The sequence below is a fragment of the Paenibacillus sp. MER 99-2 genome (assembly GCF_023714095.1).
Classification (GTDB): Bacteria; Bacillota; Bacilli; order Paenibacillales; family Paenibacillaceae; genus Paenibacillus.
Map to the genome: position 1 here is coordinate 61,396 of NZ_JAMAUZ010000010.1, position 14,678 is coordinate 76,073.

Annotated in this window: 10 protein-coding genes; 7 read left to right on the forward strand and 3 right to left on the reverse strand. The window is 44.3% G+C overall.

Annotation, left to right across the window (positions count from 1 at the left end; translation table 11 throughout):
- Nucleotides 1–45 precede the first annotated feature (45 nt).
- Nucleotides 46–558 (reverse strand): hypothetical protein, encoded by a 513-nt coding sequence (locus M3636_RS25910; RefSeq protein ID WP_251384451.1) that lies wholly within the window; start codon nt 556–558, stop codon nt 46–48.
- A gap of 314 nt (nt 559–872) precedes the next feature.
- Between M3636_RS25910 and M3636_RS25915 the strand changes: the two genes are divergently transcribed.
- Entirely contained in the window at nt 873–1,499 is a 627-nt protein-coding gene (locus M3636_RS25915; protein ID WP_251384452.1) for a polysaccharide deacetylase family protein, read from the forward strand.
- 228 nt (nt 1,500–1,727) lie between these two features.
- Here the strand turns inward: M3636_RS25915 and M3636_RS25920 are convergent, their stop codons facing one another.
- A complete protein-coding gene (locus tag M3636_RS25920; protein WP_251384453.1) occupies nt 1,728–2,987 on the reverse strand; it encodes a hypothetical protein in 1,260 nt (419 codons plus the stop codon).
- 286 nt (nt 2,988–3,273) lie between these two features.
- Here M3636_RS25920 and M3636_RS25925 point away from each other — a divergent pair, with 286 nt between their 5' ends.
- The 5 genes from M3636_RS25925 to M3636_RS25945 all read left to right on the forward strand — a co-directional run bounded on the left by M3636_RS25925 (nt 3,274) and on the right by M3636_RS25945 (nt 10,140).
- Nucleotides 3,274–4,230 (forward strand): alpha/beta fold hydrolase, encoded by a 957-nt coding sequence (locus tag M3636_RS25925; RefSeq protein WP_251384454.1) that lies wholly within the window; start codon nt 3,274–3,276, stop codon nt 4,228–4,230.
- A gap of 134 nt (nt 4,231–4,364) precedes the next feature.
- Entirely contained in the window at nt 4,365–5,621 is a 1,257-nt protein-coding gene (locus M3636_RS25930) for a mechanosensitive ion channel family protein (protein ID WP_251384455.1), read from the forward strand.
- Nucleotides 5,622–5,763: 142 nt separating this feature from the next.
- Nucleotides 5,764–7,686, forward strand: a complete 1,923-nt coding sequence (locus M3636_RS25935; protein WP_128099867.1) for an AraC family transcriptional regulator — start codon at nt 5,764–5,766, stop codon at nt 7,684–7,686.
- Nucleotides 7,687–8,059: 373 nt separating this feature from the next.
- Nucleotides 8,060–8,965, forward strand: coding sequence for a phosphatidylinositol-specific phospholipase C (locus tag M3636_RS25940; RefSeq protein ID WP_128099868.1), 906 nt, complete (start codon nt 8,060–8,062; stop codon nt 8,963–8,965).
- A gap of 320 nt (nt 8,966–9,285) precedes the next feature.
- Nucleotides 9,286–10,140: an aldo/keto reductase gene (locus M3636_RS25945; protein ID WP_128099869.1), complete on the forward strand. Its 855-nt coding sequence runs from the start codon at nt 9,286–9,288 to the stop codon at nt 10,138–10,140.
- 140 nt (nt 10,141–10,280) lie between these two features.
- Here the strand turns inward: M3636_RS25945 and M3636_RS25950 are convergent, their stop codons facing one another.
- Nucleotides 10,281–13,451, reverse strand: a complete 3,171-nt coding sequence (locus M3636_RS25950; RefSeq protein ID WP_128099870.1) for an alpha-mannosidase — start codon at nt 13,449–13,451, stop codon at nt 10,281–10,283.
- 198 nt (nt 13,452–13,649) lie between these two features.
- Here M3636_RS25950 and M3636_RS25955 point away from each other — a divergent pair, with 198 nt between their 5' ends.
- Nucleotides 13,650–14,576, forward strand: coding sequence for a helix-turn-helix transcriptional regulator (locus tag M3636_RS25955; protein ID WP_128099871.1), 927 nt, complete (start codon nt 13,650–13,652; stop codon nt 14,574–14,576).
- The last annotated feature ends 102 nt before the right edge of the window (nt 14,577–14,678 follow it).

A 14,678-nucleotide genomic window follows, 5' to 3' on the forward strand; every position in this document is an offset into this window, starting at 1 on the left:
AAGCCCCTGGATATCAGGAGCCTTCTCAACAGCACACTTGAATCGTTAATTCATAACATCAGAAATGGATGAACCGGTTACCCCGGAGAAGTCGCCATTTACTTGACTACCCCCGCCACTCCATTGAAGCGTATAGTCTCCACCACGCACGCCTTGTTCAAAACCTTGTTCAAAGTTTTTCCACGTAAAATTTTCTTTTCCGGCAATCTCCTGAGAGAAATATACTTTTCCCGTATTATTGTGTGTTAAGGAAACAAAAACCGAATGACTACTATGGTTGTTCATCGAAAGTTTAATATGGCCATGCCCCGCATTTACAGTGAAGGATTTTTGTACAACGGCATCACCACTTACAGTATCACCAATGGGATTGTCCGCACCAATAACCATTGGGTCGATCGACTTTTCTTCGGTAAAAGAACTGCTATTGGGACTTTCAAGTGTATTTGATTTTGCAAGAACACCTTCCTGATTTGTGCTTGTTGAAGCATAAGCAATTATCGCTGTTATCGTCATAGCTAGAGCTAGGGTCACCCATAAGCCACGTTTTTTCTTCATAAAATTAGTATCTCCCTTATAGAGTCTGCTCTCTTTGAGGTGTTTAATATATAAAGCTATCTACATATTATTAAGTATATTTGTAATATTATTACTCTTAATGCCTCTAGTAAAGTTAGGTTCCATCTAGTTAGGCTAGGATTGGGGACTATAATGGCTGATTTTTATTTCAGACTTCATATTTTCCCTATATTCCCATGCTGTTTGATATAATTGTTACCATAATACGATTGTACATATATCTTAACTCCATGTGTAAAACACACACTTTAAGGTTTTATATTCAAGTTATCATAGAGAGGAGCTATTATTTCATGAATAAAATGTTGTTAGTTGAACAGGTATCTGTACGGGAAAAGGCTGTAGCTTTCACTTTTGATGATGGACCGCATCCGGTGTACACACAGCAAATCCTTGAGATTTTCCATCGTGTGGGAGGACAAGCGACCTTCTTCATGATTGGTAAGGAGATGGAATCATACCCGGAAATTGCAGCTGAGGTTCACCGTGAAGGGCATGAGATAGCAAATCATACGTTTACACATCCCAATCTGACCGAATTGACACTGGAGCAAGCTGGGGAAGAGCTACAAAGAGCGGAGAACGTCATTCGGGAAGTAACAGGGAAACCGACAAATCTTTTCAGACCACCATACTTTGGGATAAATGACGACATCTTATCTCTGGCGGTGGAACAGGGTTACCATACGGTTGCTGCGGTTAACGGCGATGCGAAGGATTGGGACAATCCTGGTGTGGAGTATATTTTGAAGCATACAAGGCCTACGGTAAAGCCTGGTAGTGTACTCATTTTTCATGATGGGTATGCGGATCGTTCACAGACGGTGGAGGCTGTTCGAATACTGGTAGAAGAGCTTATTGCGGAAGGGTACCGTTTGGTCACAGTAAGTGAATTACTAGCCATTTCGGATGAATCGTGAGGAAATAAATTAAGACGGATCTAGCATGAAGTTGTTATTCGCACCGCGTGCAATGTCCAGCACGCGGTGCCCTGCATCATACGACTGGTGTTAAACCAGCCATTCTAGAGACATTAAGAATGGAACATAATTTTAACTAGAACTACAAGAACTACAAGTGCAGATGCCCAGTTACATAGATCATATTCATATCAAATGAAAAATTCCGCATTCTAACAATCACCCAACCTACTTACCCGTAAGTTCATACTTCGCTAATGTCTTCTCCATGGTCAGATAAAAGGTATTGGCATTCACGAAGCGGATGTTCTCTGCCGAGAACGGCGCTTGGTCTAATTTTAATGCATTTATCGAGCTTAGCGTACGATCCAGCACATGATATACCGCGTTGGATGGCATTGTAACGTAATCATTATGCGTAAACCCTTGCTCAATCAACTTCACAGGAACCAGCCCTTTATCCTCGACTGCACCGAATACAAAGGTATCCTTATTCAGAAACTGTAACTTACCTAGCTCAGGAAGATCATCAAAAGTCCTTGTGGAGATCCGTTTGTTGTTTGTGTCATAAACGCTAAGTGTATTTTCCTCTTGAATGAGGAAGTGGTTGCCGATCGATTGAAACAGAGTACTGTTAGGTACTGGCGTGGGCAAGGAGCGCGTCCATTTCTTCTTCCCTGTAGGCGAAATGCCTTGCAACGTTTCCATCCCTGTCTTTTCGTCGATGAGAGGAACAAGAATCGTACCCCCGCTTAAGACATCAAAGTCGTTATGGTATGGGCTGAAATATTCTTTTGGCCATTCGTAAGAAGTAACTTTTTTATTTCTTGAGATAGAGTAAATCGTTATAACTGTAGCATTCTCCTCATAGTTGGCGGTACCAACATAATCCCCTTGGATGTGTCGAATACTACCATTGTACAATCTACTAACGAGTTCTTTACCTTCTGTTGAATAGAGTTTAAGTAGGTTTTTCTCGCCAACAAAATCAATGACTGCATAACGACCATCGCTCAGCACCTCGAAGTTTCCGCCATCAGGAAAGACCTTTTCCCATCGTGGCTTCATATTGACATCCAATGCAATCAGCTTGCTCCCATGTTTGTTTCCGACTTTAACGTCCTCTACATAATAGGCATTTCCATTGGCATCAATGTTGTATGGATTATATCTGTAAGGTGAGGTATGAACCCATGTTTGTTTGCCGGTTACGTCGTTGACAGCCATCATCTGATAGGTAGATTTGTTTCCTGCTTTATGACGTAGCAGCATGTAGGCCGTATTATCCTTGGTAGACACGATAGGCAGGTACTGATCTTCGATAGGCTTAGGGGCAAAACTATTCGTGCTGGTATTGGCTGGTACCGTGGTACTCCATGTAGGCTTGGGGAATTCTGTGAAGTCTGCCGCCGAAATTGTGCTTGCTAGTGTCATACTCAGTGCGGTGATTAGCATCAGTACTTTAGTACCGAGGGAAAGTCTGTTCATTCCGTCATATCCTCCTATGATTCATCCTTTGTACGCTTTAAACTAAAAAACTAATATGTAATTATCGCCATCATACCAGATATTGTAGTATATTTCGTATAATAACGAATGGTAGAACGTGCTCCGGGTGTATCCATTTTACGAGAATATGAGTATGGCATTAAGCAATATCGAGCTAACCTAATAAGATCAGTTCACAATAGAGCTTCATGTAGAGAGTTTAACAGTTTGAAATGTACATACACACACCTGAGATACGGAGCAAGCATGCTATAGGAGGAAAATCATGAGAGTTTGGCTGAAAAGAATAGGATACAGCATTATCGCATTGCTTGGTCTTCTGCTTATATTTATCTCTATTAGCTTCACGAATCATTGGATTCAATTAAAACAAGAATCAGCTCTACTTGTACCGCCAGGAACGATGGTTCATGTGAACAATCATCAGATGCACGTTTATACGGAAGGTGCGGGATCACGAACACTTGTCTTTATGTCGGGCGGGGGCACATCCGCTCCTGTACTGGATTTCAAAGCTTTATACACCAGATTATCGGATCAATACAAGGTCGCAGTTGTAGAAAAAGCAGGTTATGGTTTCAGTGAAACGGCCAAGGTCTCCCGTGATATCGATACGATATTAGAAGAGACACGAACCGCACTGACTTTGGCAGGGCAGCAACCACCATATGTCTTATTTCCACATTCGATGTCAGGCATTGAAGCCTTATACTGGGCACAGATGTTTCCAGATGAGGTTGAGGCGATTATCGGACTTGATCCTGCGGTTCCAGAGGTGTATGAGGAATATCCGCTCCCTTCGCCGGGAACGATGGCACTTACAGGTTTGGGAGCACGTATTGGAATCACCCGCTTTTTCCCCGGCATTGTAGATTCATCAGCAGCTATTCAGCAGAAGCATCTCTCGTCGCAAGAAGAGGAGCTCTACCGAGCATTATTTTACAAGAGTACGCAGACGTCGAATATGAACGACGAGGTGAAGATGATTAGAGATAACGCGGCCAAGGTTCTGGAACACGGTGTTCCAGATGTACCGATGTATTTCTTTGGTTCGAGCGGAGAGGAAGTGCCGGTGCAGAACTGGAAGGCTGTTTTGAAGAACTACATAGCGTCTGTGAAGAGAGGCGAAATTCTAATCTTACCTGGTGGACATTATATTCATAACGAGGCACCAGACCGCATTGCGGAGGAGAGCAAACGATTCATAGAGCAGTTACAGTAGGGCGCGGCGGAGCGGTCTTATGAGGTTAGACGAAGAAACCACCTTCTTAGGTGGTTATTTTTGTAGGCATTTTGCGTCGTGCTTCAAACTACTCTATAATAGTAGGCTAAACTAAACTATGTGAGGAGGAAACCATGGACTTTATTAGAAATCAACTAGAAGAATTGGGCATGAGTGAACCATCCATCGGGTATCTTTCAAACATCATCATGATTATTTTTATTGCGATGATCTCAGTCGTGGCGAATTATATTACCAAAAAAATCGTACTGAAGACGATCAATCATATCGTCAATAACAACCGCTACAGATGGGGCAACATCATTGTCGAGAAAAAATTATTTCACAAGCTGTCGCATCTCGTGCCAGCCATCATTATCTATTACTCAGCTTATATCTTTCCAGCCTACCAAGCCTTAGTAGAGAAGGCTGCAATGACATATATGATTGTTGTCATGATCACCGTGTTCAACACGTTACTCAATGTATTCGATGAGATATATCGTTCCTATGAAGTCTCGAAGATTAGACCGATTAAGGGATATATTCAGGTGGCGAAGATTGTCCTATTTATTATAGGAGGCATTATCGTCATCTCGAACCTGATTGGTCAGAATCCATTGATCATTCTTAGTGGACTTGGTGCGCTATCGGCGGTGTTGATGCTGGTGTTCAAGGACTCGATCCTTGGGCTAGTCGCGGGAGTGCAATTATCTTCCAATGATATGGTACGTGTAGGTGACTGGATTGAAATGCCGAAGTATAACGCTGACGGTGACGTCATCGACATTACACTGAATACCGTGAAGGTACGAAATTTCGATAAAACGATTACGATGATCCCCAGCTATGCTCTAATCTCAGATTCCTTCCGAAACTGGAGAGGCATGCAAGTCTCTGGCGGTAGAAGAATTAAGCGAAGCATTTATATCGATATTAGTAGTATCCAATTTTGCACGGAAGAGATGGTAGCTGAATTTGAGAAAATTCACTACTTAACCGATTATGTAACCGCCAAGCTAGAGGAGATTGAAGCCTACAACGTTGAGCATCAGGTAAATCGGGAGAGCAATGTGAACGGTAGGCAGCTCACCAATGTGGGTGTCTTCAGAGAATATATTCATCAATACCTACGGAATCATCCCAAAATTAATCAGGATATGACGATGATTGTAAGGCAGCTAGCACCGGAAGATCGCGGACTCCCTCTTGAAATTTATGCATTCAGCAATGATATTAATTGGGGCGTTTATGAATCCGTGCAGGCCGATATCTTTGACCATATCTTTGCGGTTGCGCAAACCTTTGGACTTCGTGCCTTCCAGAATCCAACAGGTCATGATATCGTGCAACTGAAAGAAGATAAACAATATGTAAGAGAGTACTCATAAAAATGATTCTAATGGCCGTTAACCCTTAGGGGTTAATGGCTTTTTGTCTGTGATATAATAGGCATATTTTAAATCGAAAGAAATCCAGGTGTAACAGCAACGATAAAGGCCGTTCTGCCATCAAAGTGGGGGAGGAGCATGTATGGATTGGGAAGCTCATATTGAGCGGTGGAGCCGAACTGCCTTTAGATTGCTGGAGATTCGGCATTATCGCGTAGCGTATGGTATAGTCCCTGATCTTGATCTGGGACAGGGCAGTTTTTTCATAGTTATAACGCATGGAAAGGCTAGAGTGAATTTATCAGGAAAGGTGTATCAGGCGCAGGCTCCCTATATTCTGCACGGGGGAGAGGGAGATGAACTGAGTTTGCATCCGCTAGATCAGGACTTTGCCTGTTACTTCATTCAATATACGCCGTTCTGTGCGTCACTAGAGGATGCGCAAAGTTTTCGTATACCGTATGTTTTTACACCCTATGCATTACTGGCGATTCAGGAAAAATGTGATACGATGTTCCGTTCATGGCAACAATCTAGTCCGATGGATAAGTTACAGGCACAGTCTACGTTCCTCCCGTTTGTAAACGAGGTCTTGAGGCAAATTCAGACATCGACGAACCAAGAAAACAGCAGAACAACTATCGTAACAGAGACGATCAACTACATTCACACGAATTACAACGAATCGATTACAGCGGAAGAACTCGCGAGAAGGTACCATTGCAGTACAAGTTACCTGTCTCGTTTGTTCAAGAATCAGATTGGACTTGGCCCGATTGAATATCTCATTCATGTGCGCATACACAAATCGAAGCAGCTTCTATTAAGGACAGAGGCACGTATTCAGGAGATTGCAAGCAACGTGGGGTATGCGGATGTGTACTATTTCAGTCGTTTGTTCAAAAAGCATACTGGCTTATCTCCGCTACAGTTTCGCGCAGAACATCAACAGACGGTACAGGTTCAGTATAATCCATTACGATGGTTGGAATCGTCTATTGTAAGCCCCAACGCCTATTCCCATAATGAGAATGAGACTTATTATCAATTGAACGGGGAAGGGGACACATCGATGTTTAGATTTTCAAGACCAACCTTTGGAGCGATGATGCTACTATGCACATCCTTGCTTCTCAGTGCGTGCCAGACAGGCAGCACTACAGATACAGCGGCTTCCCAGCCGACTCCATCATCAGAACCATCGACGACTACAGCTACATCCACAGACAGCAATACTATAGAAACGCGGATGTATACTCATCTGAAGGGCGAAACGGAAATTCCCGTGCATCCTCAGCGTGTTGTCAGTTTCTATCATATGGGTGAACTGATGACACTTGGGGTGAAGCCGGTGGGTACAACAACATACATTCTGGATAATCCGCTGATAGAAGATATTTCTGGTATTGAAGATGTGGGTGTTCCACCCGATGCCGAGAAGATTTTATCACTGAATCCAGATCTGATTGTGACAACGGCAGCCTTTGCGGAGGCAGTGGAAGGTGGGTATGATGCACTCAGTCAGATCGCCCCAACCATTGTTGTTGAGCAGTATAATGACCCGATTAAGGATGTCGAAATGTTTGGTGATATCCTTGGGAAGCAGGAGGAAGCCAAGCAGTGGAATGAGAAGTTCGCAGCCAAAATAGCTGAATATAAGGAGAAAGTTAGCCCTTATGTGAGTGATGATGAGACCTTTTCTATTTTGAACGTGCGACCTGATGCGCTCTTTGTCTACGGGGATACCAATATGGGAGGCAATATCATTTACAAATATCTCGGTCTGAAGCCAGCGGCGAAGGTAGAGACAGACGTGATCCAAGGCGAAACTTGGGAGATCTCAGCCGAGGTGGTTCCGGAGTATATCGGTGATCGGTTATTCCTCGCGGTGACTGAAGGTTCAGAGGAGCATCTCAAGGACGTACAGAAGTTGATTCAACAATCGCCAGCAGGGAAGGCAGGCAAGGTATACTCTATTGATTTTGATAAGTTTCTTATGAGCGATCCAATAAGTGTAGAAAAGCAGCTCGACATCGTTGTTGATATACTTACAGAGAATAAATAACCAATGCACCGATTAGATAAGATCGATAGAATGCTAATCACTCAAAAGAGTTCTCAAAAAGCCCTCATTATTCATGATGAGGGCTTTATTCTGTTTTACCTCTACTTATTTTCTATCTAAAACTATCCACTGCTAAACACTTCATAAAGTAATCATACATGTTCTGTAAAATGTATTTTTTGTCCAATTTCTCAATTAATCTGCATTTTACTTAGACGTAATCACATGTAAACACTGGAGTAGTAGAGTTGATGTATAGACATCTAGACAACCCCACGCATATGCATATCAGCCTGTAACAGGCATTTGATCATTGAGCTGGCGCCGCTTTCTGATCAGACGCACACCAAAACAAGCAAAGGTGGTATTTACATTGTTCAAAAGACTAAGCCTGGCTCTTGCATTCGTCACTCTCTTTTCATGGACGTTGACCAGTGTGTCCTCCGCGTACAGCAGCTCCAATTGGATGGGATCGCTTCCTTCCAGCACCTCACTGGCTTCTCTTTCCATTCCGGGAACACATGACAGCGGTGCTCTATACGAGCCCATCAGTGGAACGGCCAAGACACAGGATCTGACGATTGCGCAGCAATTAAATATTGGGGTTCGCTACCTCGACGTGCGTACGAGACATTACGGGAATGCGTTCACCATCCACCATGGGTCAGTCTATCAAAACCAGAACTTTGATGATGTATTAAATGCGGTCATTGGCTTCCTGAACAGTAATCCATCGGAGACCATTATTATGAGTGTAAAAGAAGAACATACCCCAGCGAATAATACACGCAGTTACGAAGAAACTTTTAAATCCTATGTCGCCAAAAACCCGGACAAATGGCTACTAACCGACCACATCCCCACCCTTGGCGAAGCAAAAGGAAAGATTGTATTACTTCGTCGATTCGATATGAGTCAAACTCCATACGGCATTAATGCTACCGCATGGCAGGAGAACACAACCTTCAACATCCAGAATGCAGCCAAAATGAAGATCCAAGATTACTTTAAAGTATCGGATAAGAGCAAGAAGTGGACGGATGTTCAGAACATGTACAATGAAGCCAAAACTCAAAATCCTTCCTGGCTGTACCTGAATTTCACAAGTGGGTATGACCCAGGCTGGTTCGGTATCCCAAACATTCGCTCCATTAAAGACGATCTGAATCCTAAAGTAAACTCATTCTTTACGACGAATACCAAGGGACGCTTTGGTGTATCGGTGATGGATTTCATCGACGAGGGCACAGCTGCTAAGATCATCTCAACTAATTTCTAATGTAAGAGATACAGTACAAGTTATAGTACAAATTATGAGCTCTCGTATAAAACCTACAAAAAAGACGCTGGTTCACTGTGACTGGCGTCTTCTTTGGCACTTGTTGAGAAATGCATGATGAATTATTACAATACAGACCTCAGTGGTATGTAAGCTACACAAGAGTGAGCGGAGAGCGAACGTGTCTTCTATGTCGGAGCAGGGCTATGGATTAACGGCCAATTGATTCAAGCATGTATGAGGGGTTAAGATAAACCGAGAGGGGATATCCCTTTTTTCTCCAAAACACATAAGAATATCGAACAAAGGAGCGTTCTCATATGAAACATTCAATCCCGCAATATACATTAAATGATGGCTTGCAAGTGCCTGCGATCGGGTTCGGTACGTATAGTCTAAAAGGAGAAGAAGGCGTGAAATCGATCGTGTCTGCCATGGATGCAGGTTATCGATTGATTGATACAGCTTACAATTATGAGAACGAGGCAACGGTTGGAAAAGCAATCAAGCAGAGCCCTGTTCCTAGAGAAGAACTGTTGATTTCCTCGAAGCTACCGGGACGCTATCACGCGTATGATAAAGCATTAGTAGCTATCCAAGAATCGCTCTATAGAGCAGACCTGGATTATTATGATCTCTACTTAATTCACTGGCCTAATCCGAAGAAGGATGTGTATGTGGAGGCTTGGCAAGCTCTAATTGAAGCGAAGAAACGTGGATATATCCGCTCCATTGGCGTAAGTAACTTCCTGCCTGAACATAATGAACGACTGATTAAGGAAACGGGCGTAGCACCAAGCCTGAACCAGATTGAGCTTCATCCATTCTTCGACCAAACGAATCAACGGGAACAGGATGCGAAGCATGGCATTGTGAATGAATCCTGGAGCCCGATTGGACGTGGCAATGATGCCGTACAGGATATCGTGAAGGACGACCAAATCCTCCGCATTGCTGAAGCGCATGGCAAAACGCCAACCCAGATTATTCTGCGCTGGCATATCCAGCTCGGCTCTATTCCAATTCCTAAGGCAAGCTCGCTCCAGCATCAGCAGGAGAACATCGATATTTTCGACTTCGAGCTGAACGCAGAGGAGATGCAAGTCATCTCTTCCTTTAGCCGACCAGATGGACGTTTGTGGGATCAAGATCCGAGTGAGTATGAGGAGTTTTAAAGAGTGAAAAATAAATAGTTGCATATGTATCCTATAGTGAATTGTGTAATTGTCAGTATCAACAAAAAAAGTGCTCCTGTCTTTAACGAGACTAGGAGCACTTTTTGCGATAAAAGAGTACATGTAACATCAAAACGATATTATGCCTTCGGAATACGGAAAGTCAGTATTTCATACGGTTTGATATCGAAAGAGATACGACCATTGTCTACGGCACTTTCTGCTTCCACATTTTCCAATAGATCACATGCATATGCCGTTGAACTAGAACCTTCAGGCAACTGAAGAGCAGCCCGAGTGCGGCGACCATGTGCTTCATAGACACGGATGATGATATCATCGTTGTCCTCGGCTTTTTTGATAACCTCTAACACGACATTGTCCTGATCCACGGATGCGAGCGACCAGACCCCTGGTAACCTGCCAGCTTGCGATCCAATTTCACGAGCGACTAGAGGACGATTGATATCATATGCTGCTTGGATGACACGTCCTTCACGGAAATCTCCTTTGTGTGGATAGAGGGAGTATGTGAACTCGTGCAGCTCTTTGTCAGCATTCTCATTCGGGTACGTCGCGCTCTTAATGAGTGACAGTCGCATCACCGAATTATGAATGTCATGTCCGTACTTACAATCGTTCAGCAATGCAACACCATACCCGTTCTCCGCAAGATCCGCCCATTTCTGTCCGCAGACTTCGAATCTAGCCTGATCCCAGCTTGTATTCCGGTGGGTTGCACGCTCTACGTTACCGTATTGAATCTCGTAGACAGCCTTCTCACTCCAGATATCCAGAGGGAAAGCAGCTTTCAATAATAAATGCTCCTGCTTCCAATCTACCAGCGTAAGGAAATCAATTCGGCGTGTATGCGCATAGAAAATGATTCTCTGCTCAACGACGGAATCGAGGAATTGCCGTTTGACTTGAAGCACAGAACGCACCGGTCCGCTTTCCACCCATTCAAGCGCCTGCAGATCACTAACTTCCCACATATGCTCTTCATAATATTCGTCAATGTTCCACGCCTCGTATTCGGCAGGACGATCTTCAAATACTTGCAGCACATTGCCACGTTTGCCAGATTGGAGCAGTTCACGACCCTCTAATTTGTCCCAAACGGATACGAACTCGGCACTTTCATTCAATTGAACATCGTACCACGGTGTCTGAATACGTTGCTGATCAGCTTCCCAATGTGCAACCGATACGCCGACAATCTGTTCAGTGGATACATCAGGCAGGATGCGGAAGCTTTTGTACCCGGAAGGTGGTACGTTCTCCGCAAGGAATACCAGTCCACCCTCCGTTGTACGCTGACTTGGTACGGGACGCTCCCCGTCGTAGACCGTCACTTGTTTCGTAAAAGCAGGCAGCTCCACCATATCCGTCCGTTCGAAGCCGGTAGTGTTAAATACAACGATGGTTTCTCCATCCGACTGAATGCTGCTCACAATTCCGTTCAATGCACTGTTTTTCAGTTCATCCGTAACCTGGAAGACCTCTTCATATTGTTCCTTCGAATCAATATACACTTGCTCAATGGCACTTCCCGGCAGGGTGTCGTGGAATTGATTCAACATGGTAAGCTTCCATGCGTGCTCTAGAGCATCCGTTGGGTAGGTCGCTTGTGCATCCACCTGCTGACGAATAACAGAGAATAGCTCCGCATCAGCCAGTGCAAATTCACTGTGGCGGTTGTACCGTTTGTTGCGAGCCATGGAGGTATACGTTCCCCGGTGGTATTCCAGATACAGCTCACCTGACCAGCGAGGAACGGAACGAACCTCGGCCAGATTCTGCTCCAGCTTCTCAAAGAACTCACGGACAAAGGTACGTTTAACCGTAGGCATGCCAGGCAATCTTTTCTCAAGACGTCTACCCTGCTCCAGCATTTCCTCTGTCGGGCCACCGCCTCCATCGCCAAATCCGTAGCACTGCAATACATCGGTATTGATGTTTTTGTTCTGGTATCGCTGCCATGTTCCCTTGATCTGAGATGCATTGAACCGTCCATTATAGGTTGTCTCGAACCTGCGCTGTCTGAATTCGGGATGCTTGTCGTAGTCTGTTGCCGTGATGAAATGCGTTAACACCTCAGAGCCGTCAATACCTCGCCAGTACATCGTGTCGTTCGGAATTTGGTTTGTGTCATTCCAAGCGATTTTGGTCGTCATAAAATAATCGATGCCACTCTTGCGCATAATCTGCGGCATGGCTGCACTGTAACCAAACACATCGGGTAACCACAACACCCGGTTTTCCACGCCGAATTCTTCCTTGAAGAAACGTTTGCCATAGATAATCTGACGAATCATTGATTCACCAGAGATCAGGTTACAGTCCGCTTCCAGCCACATCGAGCCTTCCGCTTCCCAGCGGCCTTCGGCTACTTTTTCTTTGATTTTGGCATAGAGAGCCGGATAATCGGACTTCAGGTATGAGTACAACTGAGGCTGCGAAGACATGAACGTATATTCTGGGAACTTGTCCATCAGATAGAGCACACTCGCGAAGCTTCGGATGACCTTCTCCCTGGTCTGGTCTAATGTCCATAGCCATGCCACATCAATATGAGTGTGACCGATACAGTGAACTGTAGGGATATGATCTCCCGCAGGTCGGGCATCACTGTAGACATGATTTTGCAAATATTGACGTGCTTCCAGCACCGATGCATGAAAATCAGCACTGTTCTCCTGGCGAAGATCCAGCAGATTTACCGCCTGATTCAGATGTTCAATCAGCTTAAGTCGCTCCAGATCATCGTCACGTAATAGGTCGGCGGCTTCAAGCGCCGCTCTGAGATCATAGTATAAGTCAGATACAGGCTGATGTTGTTCAGCTATATATACATTTAAGAATACATCCGCTGCCGAAGTGCTACAGTACGCATATAATGCCAGTTCGAACTCTTCGCCCTTAACTGCAGCCGGGGTGAGATCAATTTCGGTGTGGTTGACGTCGAGTCCACAGATCAATTCCCCATTCAGGAATGCAAAGAATTGAGGGTTATCATAGTTCCATACATCGTCAGCACCCGTTACGATGACGCAAACTACTCTTTTTCCTTCCATATGGTCAGGTATGCGAATACGGGTCTTGAAGCAACTGTGTACATCCTTGCCGCCCCAGCCGTCTCCCTTGCGAAAAACATTCCAGGAGGTTGGGTCTTCATGCACCAGTTCCCATGAATGATAACCACTTTCTTTATGGTAAAGCTCGGGAATATCTGTTTTTGAAGTCAGTCGTGCACGTTCCAAGTGTTTAACAATGGTATGGATCCGAGTATACAAGGAATTCATTTTCATGTTTGTTTCCCACCTTGGTATGAAGTAAGTACAAGCTGTAGTCGTTAATGGAGCAAGATTATTGCAAGCGCTAACATATCAACTTTATCATACCAGAAGAGAAATGGGCGAAACTATGTATTGTATGCTGAAAACAACGTTTTTTATTGCATTTCATGCTAAAATAAATTCAACAAACTCGGGATAGGGGGCATGTCCATGAGACCATCCGCTTTGGCATACGAGCAGGGATATGCAATCCATGTTAACCAGCCTGGAGATGCACTGTTCTATCACTTGGATTACGACGAACGATCCCATGATCTGAATATGGAATTTCAGCACTTTCATGATTTTTATGAAATCTGTATCCTCATGGATCGCACGGCTGCACATATTATTGAAGGCAACATATATGAGATTCAGCCTTGGGATATTGTCCTGCTGAGGCCTTCTTTACTGCACAAAACCAAATACCCCAAAGGTACGCCGCCCAAAAGGTTAATGATTAACTTTGCGATACCACGCAATGTACCTGGTCTTGAGAGCGATTACAAAGAGCTGTTCTCCATCTTTGAGGAGCAGATACCGATATTCAGATTTTCCGAAGAAAGGCGTGCCGAGGTACTTGCGCCTATCAATGAAATTTTTGCCCTATCACAACGCCCATCTGCGCTTCATTCCGTCGCCATTCATAGCAAATTCGTTGAATTTCTATGCGCGATCCATCATCACTCCGCGGAGAATGACTACGTTCGAGAAGAGACAGGGTCTGCGATGTCGAGACGAATGTATGCCATTGCATCGTATATCCATAGCCATTACCAGCATGAGCTGTCCCTTGAGGAGATATCTAAGAAATTTTTCGTGAGCGCCCATCACTTGTCTCGTCAATTCAACAAAGTAACAGGATTTACGTTCACCGAATATATTCAGATGACTCGAATTCGTAACGCCCAGCAAATGCTCCTGAACACCAATCACAAAATTACAGATATTGCGGCACAGTGCGGCTTCGCCAGCTTCTCTCAATTCAATCGTATCTTCAACAAATTCAACAGCATGTCTCCGAGTGCGTATCGTCGAAGTAGACAGTCGCAGCGTGAGCGTGAAGTGATGCTGGTAGGAAGCGACCCGAGTATATGAGGCTCTGAGCCATTTAAGAAGTAAGCAATAAACTGGAACAATCAACAGAATGACCGTGCAAATGATAACCCAGACCATATGACATAAATTCTGGAGTCAGGA